26 protein-coding genes are annotated in these 21,965 nt (G+C 36.2%); 15 read left to right on the top strand and 11 right to left on the bottom strand.

What is annotated here, in order from left to right; all coding sequences use genetic code 11:
* Window positions 1-97 precede the first annotated feature (97 nt).
* The 3 genes from asnS to NZD88_RS09640 all read right to left on the bottom strand — a co-directional run bounded on the left by asnS (window position 98) and on the right by NZD88_RS09640 (window position 3,091).
* A complete protein-coding gene (gene asnS / locus NZD88_RS09650; RefSeq protein WP_169234943.1) occupies window positions 98-1,546 on the bottom strand; it encodes an asparagine--tRNA ligase in 1,449 nt (482 codons plus the stop codon).
* A 307-nt stretch (window positions 1,547-1,853) separates the two neighbouring features.
* Window positions 1,854-2,453: a CDP-alcohol phosphatidyltransferase family protein gene (locus NZD88_RS09645; RefSeq protein WP_259828921.1), complete on the bottom strand. Its 600-nt coding sequence runs from the start codon at window positions 2,451-2,453 to the stop codon at window positions 1,854-1,856.
* Window positions 2,450-3,091, bottom strand: coding sequence for an LA_2272 family surface repeat-containing protein (locus NZD88_RS09640; protein WP_259828920.1), 642 nt, complete (start codon window positions 3,089-3,091; stop codon window positions 2,450-2,452). The genes NZD88_RS09645 and NZD88_RS09640 overlap by 4 nt, the downstream gene beginning before the upstream one ends.
* A gap of 106 nt (window positions 3,092-3,197) precedes the next feature.
* On the opposite strand from NZD88_RS09640, the gene NZD88_RS09635 reads away from it, so the two are divergent.
* From NZD88_RS09635 to NZD88_RS09620, 4 genes are all read left to right on the top strand, one after another.
* Entirely contained in the window at window positions 3,198-4,124 is a 927-nt protein-coding gene (locus NZD88_RS09635; RefSeq protein WP_259828918.1) for an XRE family transcriptional regulator, read from the top strand.
* Between the two features lies 1 nt (window position 4,125).
* The gene (locus NZD88_RS09630) at window positions 4,126-4,929 is read left to right on the top strand and encodes a helix-turn-helix transcriptional regulator (RefSeq protein WP_259828916.1); all 804 of its coding nucleotides are present in this window, start codon (window positions 4,126-4,128) and stop codon (window positions 4,927-4,929) included.
* Window positions 4,930-4,995: 66 nt separating this feature from the next.
* Window positions 4,996-6,642 (top strand): serine hydrolase domain-containing protein, encoded by a 1,647-nt coding sequence (locus NZD88_RS09625; RefSeq protein WP_259828915.1) that lies wholly within the window; start codon window positions 4,996-4,998, stop codon window positions 6,640-6,642.
* A gap of 55 nt (window positions 6,643-6,697) precedes the next feature.
* A complete protein-coding gene (locus NZD88_RS09620; protein ID WP_259828914.1) occupies window positions 6,698-7,003 on the top strand; it encodes a hypothetical protein in 306 nt (101 codons plus the stop codon).
* Here the strand turns inward: NZD88_RS09620 and rimM are convergent.
* The 6 genes from rimM to NZD88_RS09590 all read right to left on the bottom strand — a co-directional run bounded on the left by rimM (window position 6,987) and on the right by NZD88_RS09590 (window position 10,909).
* Window positions 6,987-7,529, bottom strand: a complete 543-nt coding sequence (gene rimM, locus NZD88_RS09615) for a ribosome maturation factor RimM (protein ID WP_259828912.1) — start codon at window positions 7,527-7,529, stop codon at window positions 6,987-6,989. The two genes, NZD88_RS09620 and rimM, sit on opposite strands and share 17 nt — an antisense overlap.
* 12 nt (window positions 7,530-7,541) lie before the next feature.
* Window positions 7,542-8,105, bottom strand: coding sequence for a 30S ribosomal protein S16 (locus NZD88_RS09610; protein ID WP_169234936.1), 564 nt, complete (start codon window positions 8,103-8,105; stop codon window positions 7,542-7,544).
* A gap of 179 nt (window positions 8,106-8,284) precedes the next feature.
* A complete protein-coding gene (locus tag NZD88_RS09605; RefSeq protein ID WP_259828909.1) occupies window positions 8,285-8,797 on the bottom strand; it encodes a nitroreductase family protein in 513 nt (170 codons plus the stop codon).
* A gap of 41 nt (window positions 8,798-8,838) precedes the next feature.
* Window positions 8,839-9,432: a DoxX family membrane protein gene (locus NZD88_RS09600; protein WP_259828907.1), complete on the bottom strand. Its 594-nt coding sequence runs from the start codon at window positions 9,430-9,432 to the stop codon at window positions 8,839-8,841.
* A gap of 267 nt (window positions 9,433-9,699) precedes the next feature.
* Window positions 9,700-10,149 (bottom strand): hypothetical protein, encoded by a 450-nt coding sequence (locus NZD88_RS09595; protein ID WP_169234933.1) that lies wholly within the window; start codon window positions 10,147-10,149, stop codon window positions 9,700-9,702.
* A gap of 229 nt (window positions 10,150-10,378) precedes the next feature.
* Complete coding sequence (locus NZD88_RS09590; RefSeq protein WP_259828906.1) at window positions 10,379-10,909, bottom strand: SRPBCC family protein; 531 nt, start codon at window positions 10,907-10,909, stop codon at window positions 10,379-10,381.
* A 256-nt stretch (window positions 10,910-11,165) separates the two neighbouring features.
* Here NZD88_RS09590 and NZD88_RS09585 point away from each other — a divergent pair, with 256 nt between their 5' ends.
* The 3 genes from NZD88_RS09585 (at window position 11,166) to NZD88_RS09575 (ending at window position 14,416) form a co-directional block, all read left to right on the top strand.
* Window positions 11,166-13,205, top strand: coding sequence for a M3 family metallopeptidase (locus tag NZD88_RS09585; protein WP_259828904.1), 2,040 nt, complete (start codon window positions 11,166-11,168; stop codon window positions 13,203-13,205).
* A 178-nt stretch (window positions 13,206-13,383) separates the two neighbouring features.
* Complete coding sequence (locus NZD88_RS09580; RefSeq protein WP_259828902.1) at window positions 13,384-13,848, top strand: DUF5063 domain-containing protein; 465 nt, start codon at window positions 13,384-13,386, stop codon at window positions 13,846-13,848.
* Window positions 13,849-13,978: 130 nt separating this feature from the next.
* Complete coding sequence (locus NZD88_RS09575) at window positions 13,979-14,416, top strand: DUF1801 domain-containing protein (RefSeq protein WP_259828901.1); 438 nt, start codon at window positions 13,979-13,981, stop codon at window positions 14,414-14,416.
* A 13-nt stretch (window positions 14,417-14,429) separates the two neighbouring features.
* Here NZD88_RS09575 and NZD88_RS09570 read toward each other — a convergent pair whose 3' ends face one another.
* Window positions 14,430-14,807 carry a winged helix-turn-helix transcriptional regulator gene (locus NZD88_RS09570; RefSeq protein WP_259828900.1) on the bottom strand — a complete coding sequence of 126 codons (378 nt, stop codon included), beginning with the start codon at window positions 14,805-14,807 and terminating at the stop codon, window positions 14,430-14,432.
* A gap of 85 nt (window positions 14,808-14,892) precedes the next feature.
* On the opposite strand from NZD88_RS09570, the gene NZD88_RS09565 reads away from it, so the two are divergent.
* Window positions 14,893-15,717 (top strand): alpha/beta hydrolase, encoded by an 825-nt coding sequence (locus tag NZD88_RS09565; RefSeq protein WP_259828899.1) that lies wholly within the window; start codon window positions 14,893-14,895, stop codon window positions 15,715-15,717.
* A 69-nt stretch (window positions 15,718-15,786) separates the two neighbouring features.
* Here the strand turns inward: NZD88_RS09565 and NZD88_RS09560 are convergent, their stop codons facing one another.
* The gene (locus tag NZD88_RS09560; RefSeq protein WP_259828898.1) at window positions 15,787-16,170 is read right to left on the bottom strand and encodes a winged helix-turn-helix transcriptional regulator; all 384 of its coding nucleotides are present in this window, start codon (window positions 16,168-16,170) and stop codon (window positions 15,787-15,789) included.
* Between the two features lie 99 nt (window positions 16,171-16,269).
* Between NZD88_RS09560 and NZD88_RS09555 the strand changes: the two genes are divergently transcribed.
* The 7 genes from NZD88_RS09555 (at window position 16,270) to NZD88_RS09525 (ending at window position 21,948) form a co-directional block, all read left to right on the top strand.
* A complete protein-coding gene (locus NZD88_RS09555; RefSeq protein WP_259828897.1) occupies window positions 16,270-16,923 on the top strand; it encodes an NAD(P)H-dependent oxidoreductase in 654 nt (217 codons plus the stop codon).
* Window positions 16,924-17,074: 151 nt separating this feature from the next.
* Window positions 17,075-18,067 (top strand): phosphotransferase, encoded by a 993-nt coding sequence (locus NZD88_RS09550; RefSeq protein WP_259828896.1) that lies wholly within the window; start codon window positions 17,075-17,077, stop codon window positions 18,065-18,067.
* A 28-nt stretch (window positions 18,068-18,095) separates the two neighbouring features.
* Window positions 18,096-18,896, top strand: coding sequence for a DUF4919 domain-containing protein (locus tag NZD88_RS09545; protein WP_259828894.1), 801 nt, complete (start codon window positions 18,096-18,098; stop codon window positions 18,894-18,896).
* A 65-nt stretch (window positions 18,897-18,961) separates the two neighbouring features.
* Complete coding sequence (locus tag NZD88_RS09540; protein WP_279324415.1) at window positions 18,962-20,083, top strand: lactonase family protein; 1,122 nt, start codon at window positions 18,962-18,964, stop codon at window positions 20,081-20,083.
* Window positions 20,084-20,184: 101 nt separating this feature from the next.
* A complete protein-coding gene (locus NZD88_RS09535) occupies window positions 20,185-20,484 on the top strand; it encodes a hypothetical protein (RefSeq protein ID WP_259828893.1) in 300 nt (99 codons plus the stop codon).
* A 247-nt stretch (window positions 20,485-20,731) separates the two neighbouring features.
* Window positions 20,732-21,463 carry a class I SAM-dependent methyltransferase gene (locus NZD88_RS09530; RefSeq protein ID WP_259828892.1) on the top strand — a complete coding sequence of 244 codons (732 nt, stop codon included), beginning with the start codon at window positions 20,732-20,734 and terminating at the stop codon, window positions 21,461-21,463.
* Between the two features lie 47 nt (window positions 21,464-21,510).
* Window positions 21,511-21,948 (top strand): hypothetical protein, encoded by a 438-nt coding sequence (locus NZD88_RS09525; protein ID WP_259828891.1) that lies wholly within the window; start codon window positions 21,511-21,513, stop codon window positions 21,946-21,948.
* The last annotated feature ends 17 nt before the right edge of the window (window positions 21,949-21,965 follow it).

Genomic DNA, 21,965 nt, shown 5'->3' with positions numbered 1-21,965 from the left:
TACATTTAGCATGATTTTTGCATTATACTTATTAACATAATAAACTATTAGAAAATAAAAAAGCCTTAATTTTTACATTAAGGCTTTTTTTATTGATCTAGAATTCAGCGCTTTTCGGCGTTCTAGGGAAAGGAATCACATCTCTGATATTGGTCATTCCTGTTACGAAAAGAACCAGTCTTTCCAACCCTAAACCGAAGCCCGCATGCGGCACAGAACCGAATTTTCGGGTATCAAGGTACCACCAAAGTTCTTCTGCATCTACATGCATATCTTCCATTTTCTGTTTTAAAACATCAAGTCTTGCTTCTCTTTCAGATCCTCCGATGATCTCCCCAATACCTGGGAAAAGAACGTCCATTGCTGCAACAGTCTTATTATCATCGTTCAGTTTCATATAAAAAGCTTTGATCTCTTTTGGATAGTCGAACAATACCACCGGGCTTTCAAAGTGCTTTTCAACCAGGTATCTTTCATGTTCAGACTGAAGATCCGTTCCCCAGCTTTCCACCGGATACTGGAATTTTCCTTTTTTATTTTCTTTTGAGTTCAGCAGGATCTCAATAGCTTCTGTATAGCTCACACGTTTGAAACGTTTAGCCACTACATTCTGAAGCTTTTCGATAAGCCCTTCTTTTGCTCTGTCTTTTTCAGGTTTTCCTTTCTGTTCTTCTTCAAAACGTTTGTCCAGGAATTCAAGATCATCTTTACAGTTGTCAAGAACGTACTGGATCACATATTTTAAGAAATCTTCCGCAAGGTCGATATTGTCTTCAAGGTTGTTGAATGCTACTTCCGGCTCTATCATCCAGAATTCTGCAAGGTGTCTTGTGGTGTTTGAGTTTTCTGCACGGAAAGTGGGTCCGAAGGTATAGATTCTACCTAATCCCATAGCTGCAGTTTCTCCTTCAAGCTGTCCGGAAACTGTCAGGTTGGTTTTTTTACCGAAGAAATCCTGTGCAAAATCAATCTCACCGTCTTCAGTTCTTGGCATATTGTTCAGGTCAAAGTTTGTTACTCCGAACATTTCACCTGCACCTTCTGCATCTGCACCTGTAATAATGGGTGTATTGATATAGAAGAACTGGTTTTGGTTAAAGAATGCATGTACGGCAAAGCTCACGGCGTGACGTACTCTGAAAACAGCTCCAAATACATTGGTTCTGAATCTTAAATGCGCTTGCTCACGAAGCTTCTCTAAACTGTGTTTTTTAGGCTGAAGAATGGTGTTTTGAAGTTCTTCTGTGAAGTTATCCCCTAAAATAATGATCTTTTTAGCAATAATTTCAACCGTCTGGCCAGCTCCCTGGCTTTCTACCACTTCTCCCACTACTTTAAGAGAAGAAGCTGTACTGATTTTCTTGATGATTTCTTCATCAAAATTTTCGAAATCAACAACTATTTGCAAATTATTAATCGTAGATCCATCATTAAGGGCAATAAAGCGGTTTGAACGGAATGCTCTTACCCATCCGTAAACAGTAATGTCATGATGTAATACTTTCTTGTAATCCTGTAGGATTTCTTTAATCGTCTGCTTTTTCATTTGTTGATTATAAATTTTCGTTTAAAAATTAACGTCTGCAAAGTTACAAAAAAACAGCGCAACTTGATGATTACGCTGTCTTTTTAAAAAATCATTTATCAAAATATACAATCTAAAACTATGCTGTAAATATTATTTGGGTAGATTTAAGGGGCAGGAAGTTGGAAGAGGGAGCCTGGAAATTAATATTGGGCTTATAATTTCTGACAGTTGTGGTAAAATTTGATGAAGCAGCGTTTAAAATAAGACTGGCATTGCTCTTTTCGGCCTCAATGACTTCCTTCTTCCATCTCCGAACTTCCTTACTTTAATTAAAGAATACTGTTTTTTTCCTCTCTTTTCCGTTTCTGATTTTCCAGGCGTGATAGGAACTTGGGATGTCGTATTGCCATTTTGGAAGCAGCAAGACAATTAAAATTACGTCGATATGAGATACAAATCCCAGTACAACCGTAAGATAAAATGCCCAGCCTGCTTGCTGAAAACCTATTAAATACGTAAAAGCAATCAGCAGACTCAAGCCCCACATTTTTGACAGAAAAGCATGAGTGCAGGTTTCTTTCCCGAATTTCCAGATACTGACGATGTAGCAAAGTGCTTCCATGACAAAGATTAAAAGAATTCCCCGCCATTCATTTTTAATTAATTCAGGATTCAGGAAATAGGACGCAAATCCCAACGAAAGCCAAAAAATCAAATCGGTCTGACTATCTAGTCTTCTTAATTTTTCTGATGAAACGCCCACCTTTCGAGCTATGATTCCATCGAAGATATCGGTTAATAATCCGAAATACATGAATCCTAAAATTAAAAATTTTGATTCTGTACCTTTGAAATACGCTAATAACAAAATGATTGGAGCAAAGATAAATCTGATTGCGATAAGCAGATATGGTAACTTTTTCATAACTTTTTATTTTTAAAATTCCAGTTGATTAAAGGCATTTTTCTTTTTTCATTTTTATTCCAAAAGCCAATCTGTATTCCCCTTGAATCTTTACACACATTAATCAAAGCCACTTGAATACCTCTGCACTTTTGACTTACATTCGCAAAAGTGGAAACGGCAACTCCTTTTGTGGTATGATGAAAATTGTACAGTGGCGAAACGGCAACTCCGTTGATCACCGAAGGCGCGCTTATATTGCTGGATAAACTCAATTCGAGTCCATTGGTAACTGTAGGCTCCATATTGACGATAGAGAGCTGCATCCCGTTAATTGTATTCATTTTATCGGGTAAAGGTTCTGACCCAATATCATTAATGCCCCAATTGTTGATGGATGTAATATTGACAAGAAACAAAACCGGAAAGAAAATCCCTAAGCCATTAAACCCCAACCCGACCCCATTGACTTTCTTAGGTTGTATTTCCTGATCAATCTCATCATAATATTTAATAAGCATTCCATTCACGTTTTTAGTTGCCTTCGAAGGTGAAAAAGCAATAAACTTTGGCTTACCTGATATCGTATTTAAACTGTCCTGAGCACTGACCATACTTCCTGCAAAGAGGGAGATCATGATCATAAAATTTATTTTCATAACTCATTGTTTTAAAATTATACTTCAAAAGTATCTGTGAAAAACATCAATCTGAATGCGAAAAAAAATTAAAATAAAGAAGTACATTTGTGAAAATCACAAAAACATGTATCAGGAACTTTTACTTAAGGAAATTCGCAGAAAAATTGGTGATAAATCTTTGAATGATGAGATTGCCAATATTCTGAATATAAGTTATGATGCATCACACAGAAGAACGTCTCTGAAAGCAAAGTTCAGTTTTGAAGAGGCTTTGGAACTGGCCAAATATTATCAGATTTCTCTCAATCAATTTATAACCTCAGACCAGCAGCTTGTGGTTCAGAAAACTTCAGTGGTGAACGAAACAGAAGATTTACAGTCTTTTTTTCAGAATAATCTCAACATTTTTGAAAATCTGCCCCTTTCTGATGAGATGACCATTTATTATTCCGCCAAGGACATTCCGTTTTTTTATACACTTTCAGATACATTGCTTTCACGTTTTAAAATTTATGTCTGGATGAATCTGCTTAATGCGAAGCAGGTTTTTATTCCTTTTCTGAAGTTTTCGCCTCCTTATTTTGAATCAAACACTCAGGAACTCAAGAAAAAGTATGAAGCGCAAAATATCGTAGAATTATGGAATGACAGGACCATTTCCAGTATTTTGCAACAGATCTTATTTTATTATGAAACGGGACTTTTACAAAAAAATGAGGGCCAGATTATTCTGGAAGAGCTCAAAGAACTTATAGAGTATATTGAACAAAAAACAGAAAACAATCCAAAATTTCACCTGTATGAAAATGAGTTGATGCATCTTTCCAACGACATCTTTTTTCATCATCCTCACCAATCCCTTTTTGCTATACCTGTGAATATGTTTGGTTATATTCTGATCAATGATGCTAAAACCTGTAACGAAGCAATAAATTATTTTGAACATCAGATTAAAAATTCAAAATCTCTGAACACGTCCGGAAATAGAGATAGAAAAATATTTTTCAATAAAATGTACGAACAGATTGAAAATTTAAAACAAAAACTATAGTATGAAAAACCTCCATAATGGTGAATTTTTTGGACAGACTAATGAAACGCTTCGTTTTGATGGATTGACCATTACGGATACGGAATACACGTACCCTTTCGTCGACTGGCATTATCATGAAAATGCTTATTTTACTTTTCTGCTACAGGGAAATATGAAGGAAGGGAACAAAAAAGAAATCTATGACTGTCCGGCAGGAACACTACTCTATCACCACTGGGAAGATGCTCATTACAACATCAAACCGGATGTATTTACGAGAGGATTTCATCTTGAAGTGACTGAAAACTGGTTTGAGAAATTTCAAATTTCAAAAGACAGTATTGAAGGAAGCTTTAATTTGAAAAATCCAGCTTTAAAATTGTTGATGTATAAGATTTTCAGAGAAACAAAATTAAATGATTCTTCTTTTGAGCTATCTGTTCATGAGCTTTTACTCAATATTTTCAGTGAATTATCAGATAAGGTTGAACACTCCGATAAAAAACCAGGTTGGGTGCGTAAGATTGATGAAATACTGCATGAAAATTTCACAGAAAAACTGAACCTGACAGATCTTTCTAAAACAATAGACATTCATCCGGTCCATCTAAGCCGGGACTTTCAGAAACATTTTCACTGCAGTTTGGGAGCGTATATCAGAAAACTGAAGATCAATAAATCTTTAACACTTCTTAATACTTACCCATCTTTGGCCGAAGTAGCCCTGGAATGTGGTTTTGCAGATCAAAGTCACTTCATCCGGTCGTTCAAAGAAAATACGGGTATTACTCCTTTGCAGTACAAAAACCTTCTGAAGAAATAATAATGTTAATTTCATTCTATTTTTTGTGAAGAGTAGTTCCTATTTTTGCTCAGATAAAATATTACAATGAAATCTATTCTAGTGTTTGTTTTGCTTCTTAGTTTTGGACTTTCTTCAGGTCAGTCAAAAAATGTTGCAGAACCTGATGTTATCCTACAACCTATTCATAAAAAATACATCAACAGGATTATTTTCCTGGATAAAGTTATTGCTCCAGATCAAATAAAAGAATCGGATTTTCTCAAAATGATGGTCTTTCAGGAGGATAAAGATCTCGACATTCGTGTTTTTATGGACAATTCTCTGGTCAATTATTTACATCAGATCGATCCGTCTTTGTCCTCTGATGAATTGCTGAAAAAAGGAAATTATCAATTCAATTTCTATGTGGACGGAAAATTAATTTATACTGAAAATTTAAATACCGGAGCAGGACTACCGGAAGATAAAAAGAAGAAAACCACTTTAAGAATTCCATTATTAAGTTCAAAAAATGAGGATTCGTGGGGAAAATATATGTGGATGAGATTTTATCTGGGTAATGGTGGAATTGATGCACTGGAAGAAGGGAGTCATCTTTTAAAAATTGAAATCAAACCTTACCTGAAAACGTCATCGTTAAAGGTTGGAAATACAATTGCAACGGGTGAAATTCAGTTAAAGGTTCCTCATAAAAGCATTTCGGAGCAGCAGATTGCCATTCAAAAGATACAGCCAGACAGCGGATGGAAAGTGTCTGATGAAAAATTGGATCAGGAAAAAATCAGGCTTTTAAATACCAAAATTGCAGAGAACAGGTTCAGAGATATCACCAGTATTGTGGTCATCAAAAATGAAAAGCTTCTTCTGGAGGAATATTTCAGTCAGTCCGGAAGAGATTCATTGCAGGATACGCGTTCAGTTGGTAAATCCTTTGCCTCAGCTCTGATGGGTATCGCCATTAAAGATGGATATGTTAAAAATGAAAACCTGATGCTGAAAGAATTCTATGATCTGAAGCCGTTCAAAAATTATTCTTCTCATAAAGACAGTGTTACTATAAAAAGCCTGTTGACCATGAGTTCAGGCTTTGATGGAAATGATTCAGATGAAGAATCTCCGGGAAATGAAGAAAATATGTATCCTACAGAAAATTGGGTGAAGTTCATCCTGGATTTACCGACCACCGAAAACAAACCTGGAAAAAACTGGAGCTATTTCACTGCCGGTGTCGTACTGACAGGAGATATTTTAGATAAAAAAGTTCCTAAAGGTTTGCAAAACTATGCCGGAAAAAAGTTATTTCAACCTCTTGGAATCACGAACTACAAATGGCAATTTACGCCACAGCAGAAGCCATCTCTGGCTGGTGGACTTCGCATGAGAACACTGGATTTTGCAAAATTCGGACAGCTGTATAAAAATAACGGAGTGTGGAATGGTCAAAATATTATTGACAAAAATTGGGTAAAGAAATCTCTCACCAATTACTTCACAGACAATCCGGATTTTGAAGGATATGGCTATTTATTCTGGAGGAAAGTCTATAAAGTAGGACATCAAAATTTTGAAGCATATCAATCCAGTGGAAATGGAGGGAATAAAATTATTATTTTTACAGAAATTCCTGTTGTAATCGTTATTACAGCAAAAGCTTACAACAAACCTTATGCTCATTTACAATCTGATAAGATCGTTGAGGAATATCTGCTGCCAGCTATTCATAATAAATAATGAGTAATGAATGATATAGGATGAGTGATTAGCAATAGTCACTCATTTTTTTTTATTGGAAATCCGCAAAGAATACAGAGATATGGTGTCGTTCAAAGTAAAGGATAAAATTGTTTCCGGAAACCAATGGTTCAGTACCGGGAATCACTTTGTGGCTTCTTTCGGATATAATCCGGTTTATATGTATTATTATAATGTAAAAATTGGAAATAAAATGGTTTCTACAAAAAAAGACCATACCAAAATAGTCGCTTCTGATCCTATAAAGACCAAAACGGGAAAATATTTCTTAGTAAGTAATATGAAAGAGGGGAAATTTCAGATCTATTATCTGAAAAACCAGATTATTCGTCTTTTTTAGAGGACACTAAAAAAACATCGATAAGTCCTTCCGGAAGTTGCATTTTAATAAACCTTTCTTCTCTGTCCACTTCAAGGATCCAGTCTTTGATGATAGGAATCACTACTTCTTTTCCATCAAGATTGGTAACGAAATAGTTTTGGGCAGTCTGGTCGTTTACAGATCTTATCACACCGCATTCTTTATCATTTTGATCAAGAATATCGAAACCGATGATCTCATGATAGTAAAACTGTTTTCCGGAAAGTTTCGGAAGTGTAGCAAGCGGTAAGTAAACACTTTTCCCTAAAGATTGGTCTACCAGTGTTTCAGAAGAGTTTTTAAAGGCAAGGTTAAGAGCATCATTTTTGCTCCAAGCAGATCTTTCAATAAAAAAAGGAACCAATAATCCGTTGATTTCAACGAATATTGATTCCAATTTATTGTAAAGCTCGGGTTGATCGGTATCCAGTTTAAGGATAACATTTCCCGCAAGGCCATGTCTGCGTGTGATTTTTCCTAGTAAATAGCAATCTTCTTTACGCATACAGGTTTATTATTAAGCTTCAGTGTTTTCTTCAGTTTCAGCAGCAGGAGCTTCTCCTTCTGTAGCTTCCACAACTTCTTCAGCAGGTGCGTTAGCAGCTTCTTCAGCAGCTTTAGCATCAGCTTCAACTTGTGCAGCAGCAGCAATTCTAGCTTCGTTTACTTTAGCTTCAGCGTCTAAAGCAGCTTTCTTAGAATCAGCTTGAGCTTTAGTTAAACCTTCTACTTTACCTTGTACTTTTTGTTCTTTAGATTCTACCCAAGCACTGAATCTTTTTTCAGCTTCAGCCTCATCAAAAGCACCTTTAGCAACTCCACCTTGTAAGTGTTTTTTGTAAAGAGCACCTTTATAAGAAAGGATTGCTTTTGCAGTATCAGTTGGCTGAGCACCGTTGTTTAACCACTTTACAGCAGCGTCAACGTTCAAATCGATAGTTGCAGGGTTAGTAATTGGGTTGTAAGTTCCTAGTTTCTCGATGAATCTACCATCTCTTCTTGCTCTAGAATCTGCAACCACGATGTGGAAAAAAGGCTTACCTTTTTTACCGTGTCTTTGTAATCTGATTTTTACTGACATAATGTTGTGAATTTTATGGGAACTCGTCCCAGTTAAATATTTAAGAGTGCAAAGATATATAAAAAATTTTATCCGACAATTATTAAATGTAACAATTTACCAATCTAGCAATATAACAGTATTTTGGACTCCCTTACCTAAGAACCAATGCTACATTGTTACATTATTAGATGGGTACATTAATCTACTTTCCCCATATAGAAAAGCCCCAGACATTGCTGGTTTTCTTCGATGGTCAAAGAGTCTTTAAGGTGGTTGACAAGACCGGGAGAGCTCCAGTAGCAGCCTATATTATTAGCTGTACAGGTCAGATACATATTCTGTACGGCCATAGAAACGGCAGCGATCTCTTCCCATTCCGGAACTATACCACTGAAGTTGACTGTAATAGAAATGACAGCATTTGCTTTATTGATTTTAAAACCAATATCCTGATATTTTTTCTCTAAAAAAGTCTGCTCGGATTGTGTAGCCTTGTAAATAGCCTGCATTTCTGAAGCTAATCGGGCTTTTTCTTCCCCTTTGAAAATTTTAAAACGCCATGGTTTTGTGCGTTTATGATTCGGGGCTAATGTCGCTGAATGGAGTATTTCATTTATAATTTCCTGAGATATTTCAGTTTCAGAATAATCTTTCGGGAATATACTTCTTCTCTGCTCTATGATTTCTTTTAAAATTTCCGCTTTATTCATGCTGCAAATTTACGATATGTAATTGAATGCATTACATTGATTTAAGCCTGATTTCTCAACAATGCGCTTCGGTTTTTATATACTTTATAATGAGTGAATACGAATGTGAGGACCATGATCATCACGAATCCTCTCGAAATCCATCGCTCTACACCTTGAGATACAGACCCTGGAAATGATAAGAAGAGAAGACAAACTGTGTAAATGAGTCCGGCATTGATCCAGGAACGACCCGGATCCGGATAAGCTTTTACGGCCATCGTCTGATTATACCCAAGGATAGGAAGCAGTTTATGATGATCCCAGATCAGCAGTATGATAACAGCCATCATCATCAGAGAAGTAATGATCCATGTTCCGGTAAAGGAAAGGCTTATGGTAATGATCCATATATTACTTAATATCGCTAAAAACATAAGAGCTCCAGGAAGGGCAAACCGCTGTGTCATCAGTAAAATCCCTGCAACAACCTGGGAAAGTCCTAAAAAATTCCAGTAAAATCCCGTCTGATACATGGCTTCAAAGAAATACCCTATCGGTGTATCCGTTGAAAGAACCGTAAATCTATTTCCCATTAATTTTGTCAGCCCGGAAGGGAAAAATGCAAATCCAATTAAATATCGTAGGTGAATCATCACCCATTGATTCAATCTATTGGTTCGTAATTTTTCAAATGTCATGGTTGTACGGGTTGCGGGGTTATTGGGTTTGAGAGTTTGAGGGTAATGGAGTTTTAGAGTAGATGAGTATTTTAGTTGTTGGTTGCTAAGTTTACCGTAAAATTCTTAATTCTTAATTCTTAATTCTTAATTCTTAATTCTTAATTCTTAATTCTTAATTCTTAATTCTTTATTCTTTATTCTTTATTCTTTATTCTTTATTCTTTATTCTCTTCTCCACAATCAAATCACCTCCACAATCTCCTGATGGATATTATTCAAGGTGAAAGCGTCCCCGGATTTCATTCCCATCATCTTTTTAGCCATGGGGCTTTCAGGAGAGATGGCATAAAAACGGTCTCCTTCAAAAAAGAACTCTCCTAATGAAACTGAAATATAGAAACGGGCTTTGTTGGTGATCACCAAAGAACCCAGCTGTATCTTTTCTGTGGAATTATTCAGAACCTTGGACATATTTCGGTTAAGATCATTCAAAGCTCCCAGCTGGCGCTGCATCTGGTAGATCTCCTCCTGCATCTCCTCTCTCATACTGTCATACTTTGGGGTCTTTTTAATATCACGACTTGCTTCCAGGGTAAACTCTATGAAATTTTTAAGTTTTTCTATTTTCTCAGAGATAACTGTTTTGACATAATTTCTTATATCACTTTTCACAAATACGATCTTCTCCATAAATCTAATCTTTACATAAAGATAATAATTTTTTAAAATAATAATTGATATTTTCGTTCTTCATAAAAACAAACCAATGATTTTCTAAATCTATTTTTCTGACGAAATATTGATGACCTGTATTGCTTAAAAGGCTTCCGACTGATGTCACAGATTACTCAGAATTTTTTGATTCTTACAGAAATGGACACAAAAAAAGCCTTGCATTTTCTACAAGGCTTATATTTTTTTACTTTTCGCAAAGCTTTTTAAGGTCTCCCAGCCCCTGATCAAATACCTTTTTCATATTCATATCCATCATAGGTTTCATAATTTTCATTATTGTAGTCAGTTCATAGTCTATTGACCAGGTGACTTTTGTCCCGTTTCCTTCTGGAGCCAAAACAAAGGATGCTTTAGCCTCACTCTCAAAAGGTTTGATAAAATGAAGCTTAGTTACTAATTTTTCATTGGGTACACTTTCTGTAATAGATTGCTCGCCCTCTCCTACTTTGTCATTGCCTTTCCAGTGGTAAGAATCTCCTACTTTATCTCCGGCTCCGGAATAGGTGATCACAATATCTTTATCAGCTTTGGAAAATGGATCCCAGACATTGTATTCTTTTAATGAACCTACATGCTGCCATACTTTTTCTTTTGGCGCATTGATGACTACTGATTTTTCAAAGTGGTAATTCTTACTGAAAGCCAGCATTGCAATCACAGCGTATACTACAGCTAAAAGGATGATTACGCCAAGAATTTTTAAGAGTGTTTTCATAGTTTTGATATTTTGAGTTACTTGTTTTATTTTTCAACCCTAAAAGCTTGAAATACTTGAGCAATCTCATTGTTCCGTCTTTTGTGGTTTATTATTTTCAAAATTAGTCATTCCACCCTCCTCGCCTCTTTTCATATGACAAGATTATTAAAGATAAAGCATTTTTGTCACATCTTGATATTGGGGCATTATTTTTGCGCATTTCAGCTGTGATTCCCAATGAATCATTAAATTTACGTTACCTAAAAATCGAACAATGAATATTTTAACAGAGAAATTTACCACACCATATCACGCAGCACCTTTCAACGGTATTAAAAATGAAGATTTCCTTCCTGCATTCCAGGAACTGATCAAAAAATCCGAAGATGAAATTAATGCTATTGTTAACAATTCTGAGGCTCCAACCTTTGAAAATGTCATCGAAGTATTGGCTTACTCAGGAGAACAGCTGGATGTGGTTTCCAATATTTTTTTCAATTTAAATTCTGCAGAAACAAGCGACGAGATTCAAAAGCTGGCTCAGGAAGTTTCTCCACTTTTAACCGAATATTCGTCAAAGATCTCTCAAAACGAAGCTCTTTTCAGTAAAATCAAAAAAGTATACGACGAAAAAGAGCACTATACCCTGAATGAAGAACAGCAAATGCTTTTGAACGAAACGTATAAAGGTTTTGTAAGAAGTGGTGCCCTGTTGAATGAGGAAGACAAGGAAAAGCTACAGAAGATCAACATGGATCTTTCTTTAAAATCTCTGCAGTTCGGACAGAATGTGTTAGCATCTACCAATGCTTATTTCAAACATATCACGAATAAAGAAGATCTGGCAGGAATTCCGGAGGCTATCCTTGACCAATATGCCGAAGAAGCTAAAGAAAGAGAACTTGAAGGTTGGATCGTTACCTTGCAGTATCCAAGCTATATTCCCTTTATGACGTATGCTGAAAACCGTGAACTGAGAAAGGAAATTGCTTTGGCGAGTGGTAAAAAATCTTTTGATGGTGGAGAATTTGACAATCAAGAACTGATTAAAGAACTTCTACAATTAAAACAGCAAAAAGCAGAATTATTAGGCTATCAAAACTATGCAGATTATGTTCTGGAAGAAAGAATGGCTAAATCTCCGGTGAAAGTTTTTGACTTTTTAAATGAACTTTTAACGAAAGCGAAACCTTATGCAGACAAGGAAATTGAGGAATTAAAATCTTTGGCTAAAGCAGACGGAATCGATGAACTGCAGAGCTATGATCATACTTTCTACGCTGAAAAACTCCGCAAGCAGAAATATGACTTTAATGATGAAGAACTAAAGCCTTATTTCCCATTGGATCAGGTACAGGATGCTGTTTTCGGGCTGGCCGGAAAACTTTTTGGACTTCGTTTTGAGGAAAGAAATGATATTCCGAAATACCATGAGGATGTAAAGGTGTATGAAGTGTCTGAGACGGAAATCGGGAAGACTGAAGATGGAAGCTTCAAAGCTTTGCTCTATGTAGATTATTTCCCGAGAAAAGGTAAAAGAGCCGGAGCGTGGATGACCAGCTATAAAAATCAGTATAAAAAAGACGGCGAAAATTCCCGTCCGCATATTTCTATCGTTTGTAATTTCAGCAAACCAACAAAAGATACACCGAGCTTACTGACTTTCCAGGAAGTGACCACTTTATTCCATGAATTCGGGCATGCGCTTCACGGAATGATGGCGGATACGCAATACCCAAGTCTTTCCGGAACTTCTGTGAAATGGGATTTTGTAGAACTTCCTTCTCAGTTTCTGGAGAATTTCTGTTACGAACCTGAGTTTTTAAAGACGTTTGCCAAACATTATAAAACCGGAGAGGTGCTTCCGGATGAAAAGATCGAAAAGATCGAGCAGTCTAAAAACTTCATGGAAGGTTACCAAACGATGAGACAGCTTGGTTTCGGACTTCTGGATATGAACTACCATACGAAAGTAGCAGAACTGGAAGGTGAAAGCGTAAAAGCGTTTGAGGATAAGTACACGAAGGCAACAACACTTTACCCTGTCAATCCGGAAACGGCGATGAGTCCTAGTTTCTCCCATATTTTCCAGGGTGGATATTCTGCTGGTTATTATTCTTACAAATGGGCTGAAGTTCTGGATGCAGATGCGTTCCAGTATTTTAAGGAAACCGGAATTTTCAATACTGAAACAGCTTCCAAATTCAAAGTTCTTCTTTCTTCAGGCGGAACAAAAGATCCGATGGAACTGTATAAAAGTTTCAGAGGAAGTGAGCCGAAAGTGGAGAGTTTGCTGAAAAGAGCGTTTGGGTAATTCCGAATTTTATCTGAAGACTTAAGTCCTTTAGAAATCTAAAGGACTTTTATTCTCTTTTTATTTAAATCCTTAATATGCATACCGTTATGAAGCTTCTATCTCTTAGTAATTCCTATACATATCTAATATCTGCTCCATTTTCTGTTAGCAGATATTTTACACCAACAATATTGCAATGACAGAGTTAATTCCTACAATAAACGAAATTATTAAGTATGGACTTCAACCCAACTTGAAAGTCAATGACAAAGAAAAATTGCTGGAACAACAGCTTGTGAAAATTTACAAGCTTTATTTTGACATAGAATACACATTTGACGAAGCAAATTATCCAGACTTTGACAAATCACAACTTCCGGACATCAGACACAATGTTGCAACTAATTTTGAACATTTTGGTTTGTACAAAACAGTCCTTGACATCAACGATATTAGCAATCAAAAGGACAACGGAATTGGTGATGTCATTGACGACTTGAGCAATATAATCACGGACCTTTTACAAATCAAATGGCGAATTGAAAACAATAGCTGGGCTGATGGACTTTGGTATTTCCAACTTATTTTTCACGGACATACCCAACAGCACATCCTTGATCTTTTAAACTATATGAAACAAAAAAATGGGACAACTATTTGAACTTATCATAGACATTGTAAGAAACAATATTTTACGTTCCAGTTTACATAATGAGAGAAAAAACAGCTATTAACAAGGCCATCACTACTTTTCCCATTATCTTCAAGTCTTTAACAACCCAGAATCCCACATGAACACACAAGAACAAATCACAGAATATATAACCAGCCAGCCTGAGCCAAAATGCAGCGATATGCAGGAGCTGCACCGCATCATTCTCGAAATAATGCCGGAATGTAAATTATGGTTCCTGGATGGTAAAAACAGTGAAGGCAAAACAGTTTCTAATCCTAATATCGGATATGGACTTCACACCATGCAATACACTGATGGAAAAACCCGGGAATTTTATCAAATTGGTCTCAGTGCGAACACAACCGGAATCTCTGTCTATATTCTCAGCATCGATGATAAGACCTACCTATCCAAAACGTATGGAAATAAAATAGGTAAAGCAAGCGTAACGGGATATTGCATTAAGTTCAAAACGCTCAAAGATATTAACCTTGACATACTTGAAGCAGCCATACGGGATGGGTTTAAAGCGCAAAACGGAAAAGTGAACTAACCAAATAATTCAACTAAGCCATCGGACAAACTGATATTTCTTTACCCTCAGCATACGTTTTCCCCCAGTCGCAGAGACTTTCTAAAATAGGAATTAAATCCAGACCTTTATTGGTCAAAACATATTGAATCCCAACAGGAACAGTTCCGGGAATCTCTTTTTTGACAATGACGGCATGAGTTTCCAGTTCTTTGAGTTGGCGACCTAAAACCTGTTCAGAAATATTCGGTAATTCCTTTTTCAGCAAATGAAACCTATTATTCCCTTGTGAAATGGAATACACGATTTGCGACTTCCAACGACCGCTGATCATGGCAACCGCTGAGTTGAGCTCACAGACCTGAAACAAAAACTGTTCATTAACCGCATTGGTGGAATTTTCTTTACGCATAAGTATTATTTTTAAAGGCTCACAATTTTGTTCGTTATTGTACACAACAAAATACTTGCTGAATTTTGCAATAAAAATACGCAATATGAACAAGGCAATAAGCATCATGATCGGATTACTGACAACCATTTTGTCAAAAGCACAGGAAAAATGGATGATACAATCTGAATATCTCGCTCCATCGGACACCGTTCTGGTTTTTAAGCCAAAAGCATATAATGAAAAAGAAAAATTCCCTTTGGTTTATCTTTTACATGGCTACAGCGAAAATTACAGACAATGGTCGCAAACAACAGACTTACAAAAATTAGCTGACCAATATGGTTTTATCATCGTTACACCAGACGGTTTTACCTCTTATTACATCAACAGCCCAACCAACAAAAACTCGCAGTATGAAGATTTTTTCTTCAAAGAATTAGTTCCGAAAGTACATCGTTCATTTAATATTGATGATAAAAATGTTTTTATCAGCGGTCTAAGTATGGGTGGCTATGGAGCATTACGGTATTTTATTGTACACCCTGACTATTTCAATACCGCAGGTTCTACAAGCGGAGCTCTTGAAGTTGATTATCCGAATTTCCAGAAAGTAAGTCAACACTTTTGGCAAAACAATAGATTGATTGATGATTTAACAGCCAATATTGGCAATCCAAAAACGGCAAATTGGAGCCGGTACAGCATATCAACCCTTTTGAAACAGCACCCGGATTTTAAGAAAGCCTTTATCTTTGACTGCGGAACGGAGGATATTTTATATTCAAATTCTGCAAAACTGAAACAGCAAACCGACGGTCTTAAAATTCCTGCAACTTTTATCAGTCAACCGGGTGATCATAATACGGAATACTGGAATAAATCAATAGAACATCATTTTGTATATTTCCAACAACATCTGAAAAAATAAGGGCTGAAGCCGGATATGTGGTCGTCTATTGACATAGGAAAGCAATAAATTTAAATATATAATTTTATTCTATTCTTTTTCAAGAGCATGAATAAACTCCCCTTTTTCAGTGACAATCTGGTTTCCCCATTCCGTGATCGCATCTAAAACAGGAATAAAAGTTTTCCCAAGATCAGTAAGGCTGTATACCACTTTAATGGGCGGTTTTTCACCAAATACTTTCCTGGATACCAAACCGTCTTTTTCCAATTGCTTCAATTGTAAACTCAGGGTCATCTCGGTAACTGTGGGCAGTTCTTTACGAAGTTCGTTATATCTTTTAGACCCCTCTTTCAAATGGTAAAGGATAACTGCTTTCCATTTTCCTCCTACCAAATCCATAGTAAGACTTACGGTACAAGGGTAGATTTTGCCTTCCAATTTCACATGATCACCAATGCATTCTGTTTTCATTTCAATTTTATTTAGCCTATCTGTTTAGATAGTTATTGCAAATGTAGTGTACTAAAAATAATTTTGTAACTCAATAAATTATAGTACAAATTCAAAAATATGAAAATACTGATCATCCTTGCTCATCCTGAAGAAAAAAGTTTCAATGCAGCTCTGTTTAATACGGCAATCAAAAGTCTGGAAGAAGCTGGTCACGAAGTTAAAACCACTGACTTATATCAGGAAAATTATCAGCCCGTAAGTGGGAAAGGCAATTTTACCCAATTAGAAAATCCAAATTATTTCAAACAGCAAAATGAAGAATTATTTGCTGTACAACAATCTACATTGATGCCGGATATCGTCTCGGAACAGGAAAAGATTGAATGGTGCGAAATCATGATCTGGCAGTTTCCATTGTATTGGTTTTCGGTTCCGGCAATTCTAAAAGGTTGGATCGACAAAGTTTTTACCATGGGAAAATTTTATGATAACGGTAAAATTTTTGACAACGGTTTTTCAGCAGGAAAAAAAGCAATGCTGTCTCTAACAACCGGTGGTCCTCAAAAAAATTATGTGGAGGACAAATACGGTGATATCAACTCAATTCTATTTCCAATACATCGTGGCATTCTGGAATTTCTTGGCTTCTCAGTTTTACAGCCGGAAATCATTTATTCTGTAGAACGGCTTACGGATGAAGAGAGAAAAACACTATTGGATCGGTGGTCAAAAAGATTAATGAATATCGAACAGGAAATCATGAGAAATTAAGAATAGATAAAGATTGTCCATCGAAAAATACGGGGTTAAAATTTGAATCGAAAAAAGGTTGCTTTATTTTGTATTTTTGTATTTTAACGGCAGTAAAAAAGCTTTCTAAAGCATCCTTTACGATAGCAACTAATGACAACGTAAAACACGAATGACAGAGAAATTTCCGGTAATACACAGTACACTTTCACCTAATGTACTCAGCCAACTTATTCAACAGCAATATCATCTGAGCAACCAAACGGAATGTAAACTATTCCGGGCAGCCATGAACCATCTTTACATCGTTACAAATGGGGAAGAAAAATATGTTTTCCGGGTGTACACTTGTGATTGGAGAACAAAATCAGAAATAGAGGAAGAATTAAGACTTTTAATCCATTTAAAAGAAAATAACAGACCGGTTGCTTATCCAATAGCGGACCAATCGAATGAATACATTCAGGAAATTAATGCACCGGAGGGAAAAAGATTCGGGGTCTTATTTTCGTATGCAAAGGGGACAAAAACTGCAAGATTTTCACCTGAAACCAGTTTTCTGATAGGTCAGGCATTAGCCAGAGTTCATCAATCAACAGAAAATTTCACGCTCAACAGAATCACCTATGATCCCAAAATTTTACTTTCAGATGCTATTTTGAGGACCAAAGACTTTTTCAGGAATACCACAGATGAAATTATTTTTTTAGAAAAATTGTCCGGTTTTTTAGCTCTCAAATTTGATACAATCAGCAAACCATCACTGCGATATGGCGCCGTACATCTCGATGTTTGGTTTGACAATATGCACCTAGATCATGAAAAAGAGGTCACTTTTTTTGACTTTGATTTTAGTGGCAACGGTTTTTTATGTCTTGACATTTCATATTTCTTATATCAGTTGTTATCCACCAACCTCAATGAAAATGAGTATCAGATAAAAGCAGACAGCTTTTTAAAAGGGTATGAAACAGTTACTGAAATGAGCCAGGAAGAAAAAGATTTTTTACCTTTCGCCTGTTTAGCCATTATGAATTATTACATCAGTATCCAATGTGACAGATTTGAGTACTGGACGAATATTTTCCTGAATGAAGACCATTTAAAAAGAATGGTGGGAAATTTGAAACGATGGATGATTTACCATAAAATTGACATTGAATAATATAAAAACAGCTAAACTGACTCTCAAAATGACTAAAAACTATTACCTCACCTTTTTTATTGTATTTCTATTCAACCTGAGTTTTGGACAGGCTCCCCCGTCACCTCCAACTCCTGAAGAAGTAAAAAATTACGGTTCCAAAAATAATCCTGATGGAAATTCTGCTGTTAAAGTGATAGAGGTAAAGAGCAAAGCCAATAATAAAGCAGAAGCTCCAAAAAGTACTATTCCAAAATTTAAGATCTCTATTGACGAATCAACCCGGAAGAATTCGATTTATTATTTCAAAAACATTGAGGCTCAAATAGCGAAACTGGACACCCTGCTCACTGAGGAACAAATCATCAGCCTTACCAAATACAAAATACATACGAATGCAATACATCCAAAATATTTGGACAGTTTAGCCAATAAAGCATACCAACTCAACGAGAATAAAAACTACAGTGAGGCCATTGAAACAGCAAAAAAAATACTTATTCAAAGCCCCAACAACATCACAGCCCACAAAGAATTGTCTTATGCCTACAAACGGCTAGATCAGAATAATGCATCCCAACTTCATTTTTCAATGATGGTGAAAATAATCAATTCGGTTCTGAAATATGGAGATGGAAGCCGCCAGGCTCCGTATATCCTCAATAATTTTTTTGAAGGGTTATCTGTTTATGAAGCCAAATTCGGATGCTTCCCCAAAAAGGTAACCTTACTTCTGACCACCGAAAAAAAACTGTTAGGTGGCTACGATTGCTTTCATATCATGCGTTTTTCAGATTTGACCCACTGGCTGCCATCCCTGGAAAAAGAAGATTATAAAACAGAACAGTAAAGAAGGTAAGCCTTTTATCAAACTCATTCTCCACATACCCATACTCTATAAAAAACTAAATAAAATTGAAGAAAATAGTAAGCCTGATCGCCCTTATTTTAATCTGTATCAATGTATATTCCCAAAATACCTATGTGTTTTTTGGATCATTCAACCGGGATAAAACAACCGAGGGAATTTATGTCTATAAGCTGGATACTATCAAAGGGAAATTATCCAAGGTAACATCAGTGAAAGGAATTTTAAACCCTTCATTTCTCACTTTATCTCCCAATGGAAAATATGTATTAGCCTGTACAGAAAGTAAAACGCCCAATGCCGGAAGTATCAGCAGTTTTAAATTCAACCCCAAAGATGAGACGCTTACTTTCATAAACAGTCAGAAAAGTGGTGGCGAAAACCCGGTGTATGTGAGTGTTCACAGAAATGGTCAATGGGTAGTGAATGCCAATTATACAGAAGGCAGCGCTTCCGTATACCCGCTCTCTGAAGATGGCACTCTACATCCTGCGGTACAGAATTTTCAGTTTTCCGAGGGAAGTATCAATGAAGACAGGCAGGACAGATCCCATATTCATGCTGCTGTTTTTTCACCGGACTTTACTCATGTTTTCTTATCCGATCTGGGGGCAGATAAAATCAGATCCTATACGTTTGAAACTGATAAAGCGGAGCCTATGCAAGCCGCAAAACCACCGTACATACCCACCACTTTAGGAGGTGGACCAAGGCATTTTACCTTTCATCCCAATGGAAAATTCGCCTACAGTATTGAAGAATTATCAGGAACGGTCAATGCCTATCAGTATGAAAATTCTACGCTGAAAAGCATTCAAAGAATCAATACGCATACGGACCAATACAAAGAAAATTTTGAAAGTTCCGACATTCACATTTCACCGGATGGACGGTTTTTATATGCTTCCAATCGTGGTGTCGAAAATAATATTGCCATTTTCTCCATTCTTGGAGACGGAACCTTAAAAAATGTGGGATACCAGTCAATTTTAGGGAAACACGCAAGAGTATTTGACATCGATGAGTCCGGAAAGTTTTTAATTATAGCCAACGGCGGGAGTGGAACTGTTGTTGTATTCAAACGTGATGCTACAACCGGTTTATTAAAAAAAGTAGGTAAAAAAGTAAAAATTAAAAGTGCTTCCTCTGTGAAAATCAGAAAGTATTGAAAATATTATGTTCCCTGCTTCAGCAACTTTCTTTTAAAGACATAGCAATAATAAACTAACGGAAAATACGGTTAAGCAAAATTTAAAACTATACCATTGAAATGGGTTTCGAGTACAAAATAACAGCAAAATTTACAGGGAAACAGATTACTGAAATTCAGTATTTATTTGAAAACGATAAAACGTTTGACAAAAAATATGAATTTAACAATAAAACATTCTGGGATTTCAGGCAGCCCGGAAACAATGGAACAATGCCGAATATCAGCATTATCTTTGAGAATGATGGAATATACATCTGCCAATACAGTTCTTCCTATGTATGGAAAGACCTTGACCTATTGAAAACATATATCGAAAACGAAAATATTGAATATGAAATCATTGACTATCAGGACTGATAATGATGAAAACAAAATCTATCCTGAATACTATTAATATTACTTTTCATATTCATTATCAGCAAACAGTTGAATCAGAAAATGAAAAATGACTTTCTCTCTGGCTTAATCAACATTTTTTAATAATTTTGAATGTATCATGACAACAATTGGTAGAATCCCTGACCCTTAAACCAAGTTGGGTCAGGTTCAGACCTATTATCAGAGCATAAATAAATGATTTGTTTAAAGATTCCCCCATTATCCTATGAAAGAAAATAAATACGACAACGCATCCTTTTTCGGGCAATATGAAAAAATGCTCCGCTCCCAGAAAGGGCTGGAAGGTGCCGGAGAATGGCATGCCCTGAAAAAAATGCTGCCGGATTTTACGAAAAAAGATGTTCTGGATCTTGGTTGTGGTTTCGGCTGGCATTGCCGCTATGCTGTTGAAAACGGAGCAAAATCCGTAATTGGGGTTGATCTTTCAGAAAAAATGCTTGAAAAAGCTAAAGAGATCAATCATCTTGAAGGCATTGAATATGTAAGGAAAGCTCTTGAAGATGTAGATTATCCTTCGGGAAAATTTGATATCATCCTAAGTTCTCTCACTTTTCATTATATAGAGTCATTTGATATCATGGCTCAAAATATCTATCAGTGGCTCAAACCTGGTGGACATTTGGTATTTTCTGTGGAGCATCCTGTGTTTACAGCACAGGGAACCCAAGATTGGATATATGACGAAAATAAAGAAAAACGACACTGGCCTGTAGATCATTATTTCATAGAGGGGAAAAGAAATACCACCTTTTTAGGAGAACATCTCATAAAATACCATAGAACATTAACAACCTATCTGAATACTTTGCTAAAACAGGGATTCAAAATCAATGAAATCATAGAGCCTGAACCCAGTGAAGACCTATTGAACGAATTTGCTGAAATGAAAGATGAATTGCGCCGTCCCATGATGCTGTTGATCTCAGCAGAAAAGTAAGGGAAAATACTTCATGCAGGAATATAATTTAAAGCCAAAATAACACCATGAATATTACATGTGATCAATGTAAAGAGACATTTACAGCATCAGCAGATCAAATTTCATTCATCTCAGATTCTCAGAAAAAGGGAATGCGCTTTATTATGCTCGAATGCCCTTCCTGCTACAGCAGCTTTTCGCTGAATCCACTCACAATGGAGCCGCCTGTTCCACAAAAAACAGTGGATGAAGATCATTTAAGATGCCCATGTGACTCCTGCTACGGACTGATTTCTTATGTAAATAACCCAAAATCATTCTGGGGATGTGGTGAATGCGGAACGGTATGGTTTGCCAAAGCAGACGTATCTGATGCTATTGCAAAAAGTATTGAAAAACATCCTTATCGGGCAAAAGTCTACAGGAAAAAAGGAAATAATTTCTTTCCTGTTCCGTTACATAATGAACCTGAAAATTACGAAGAGACCGTCTCTAATGAATAAAATAGAGTCTAAATACA

This window comes from Chryseobacterium pyrolae (assembly GCF_025153485.1).
GTDB classification, from domain to species: domain Bacteria; phylum Bacteroidota; class Bacteroidia; order Flavobacteriales; family Weeksellaceae; genus Chryseobacterium; species Chryseobacterium antibioticum.
Note: the sequence above shows the minus strand (reverse complement) of the source record. Positions and strands in the feature narration are given on the sequence as shown.

Bases quoted from the DNA above. Each gene is read 5' to 3' on its own strand.
- asnS (WP_169234943.1), bottom strand. From the start codon at position 1,546: ATGAAAAAGCAGACGATTAAAGAAATCCTACAGGATTACAAGAAAGTA.
- NZD88_RS09645 (WP_259828921.1), bottom strand. From the start codon at position 2,453: ATGAAAAAGTTACCATATCTGCTTATCGCAATCAGATTTATCTTTGCT.
- NZD88_RS09640 (WP_259828920.1), bottom strand. From the start codon at position 3,091: ATGAAAATAAATTTTATGATCATGATCTCCCTCTTTGCAGGAAGTATG.
- NZD88_RS09635 (WP_259828918.1), top strand. From the start codon at position 3,198: ATGTATCAGGAACTTTTACTTAAGGAAATTCGCAGAAAAATTGGTGAT.
- NZD88_RS09630 (WP_259828916.1), top strand. From the start codon at position 4,126: ATGAAAAACCTCCATAATGGTGAATTTTTTGGACAGACTAATGAAACG.
- NZD88_RS09625 (WP_259828915.1), top strand. From the start codon at position 4,996: ATGAAATCTATTCTAGTGTTTGTTTTGCTTCTTAGTTTTGGACTTTCT.
- rimM (WP_259828912.1), bottom strand. From the start codon at position 7,529: ATGCGTAAAGAAGATTGCTATTTACTAGGAAAAATCACACGCAGACAT.
- NZD88_RS09610 (WP_169234936.1), bottom strand. From the start codon at position 8,105: ATGTCAGTAAAAATCAGATTACAAAGACACGGTAAAAAAGGTAAGCCT.
- NZD88_RS09605 (WP_259828909.1), bottom strand. From the start codon at position 8,797: ATGAATAAAGCGGAAATTTTAAAAGAAATCATAGAGCAGAGAAGAAGT.
- NZD88_RS09600 (WP_259828907.1), bottom strand. From the start codon at position 9,432: ATGATTCACCTACGATATTTAATTGGATTTGCATTTTTCCCTTCCGGG.
- NZD88_RS09595 (WP_169234933.1), bottom strand. From the start codon at position 10,149: ATGGAGAAGATCGTATTTGTGAAAAGTGATATAAGAAATTATGTCAAA.
- NZD88_RS09590 (WP_259828906.1), bottom strand. From the start codon at position 10,909: ATGAAAACACTCTTAAAAATTCTTGGCGTAATCATCCTTTTAGCTGTA.
- NZD88_RS09585 (WP_259828904.1), top strand. From the start codon at position 11,166: ATGAATATTTTAACAGAGAAATTTACCACACCATATCACGCAGCACCT.
- NZD88_RS09580 (WP_259828902.1), top strand. From the start codon at position 13,384: ATGACAGAGTTAATTCCTACAATAAACGAAATTATTAAGTATGGACTT.
- NZD88_RS09575 (WP_259828901.1), top strand. From the start codon at position 13,979: ATGAACACACAAGAACAAATCACAGAATATATAACCAGCCAGCCTGAG.
- NZD88_RS09570 (WP_259828900.1), bottom strand. From the start codon at position 14,807: ATGCGTAAAGAAAATTCCACCAATGCGGTTAATGAACAGTTTTTGTTT.
- NZD88_RS09565 (WP_259828899.1), top strand. From the start codon at position 14,893: ATGAACAAGGCAATAAGCATCATGATCGGATTACTGACAACCATTTTG.
- NZD88_RS09560 (WP_259828898.1), bottom strand. From the start codon at position 16,170: ATGAAAACAGAATGCATTGGTGATCATGTGAAATTGGAAGGCAAAATC.
- NZD88_RS09555 (WP_259828897.1), top strand. From the start codon at position 16,270: ATGAAAATACTGATCATCCTTGCTCATCCTGAAGAAAAAAGTTTCAAT.
- NZD88_RS09550 (WP_259828896.1), top strand. From the start codon at position 17,075: ATGACAGAGAAATTTCCGGTAATACACAGTACACTTTCACCTAATGTA.
- NZD88_RS09545 (WP_259828894.1), top strand. From the start codon at position 18,096: ATGACTAAAAACTATTACCTCACCTTTTTTATTGTATTTCTATTCAAC.
- NZD88_RS09535 (WP_259828893.1), top strand. From the start codon at position 20,185: ATGGGTTTCGAGTACAAAATAACAGCAAAATTTACAGGGAAACAGATT.
- NZD88_RS09530 (WP_259828892.1), top strand. From the start codon at position 20,732: ATGAAAGAAAATAAATACGACAACGCATCCTTTTTCGGGCAATATGAA.
- NZD88_RS09525 (WP_259828891.1), top strand. From the start codon at position 21,511: ATGAATATTACATGTGATCAATGTAAAGAGACATTTACAGCATCAGCA.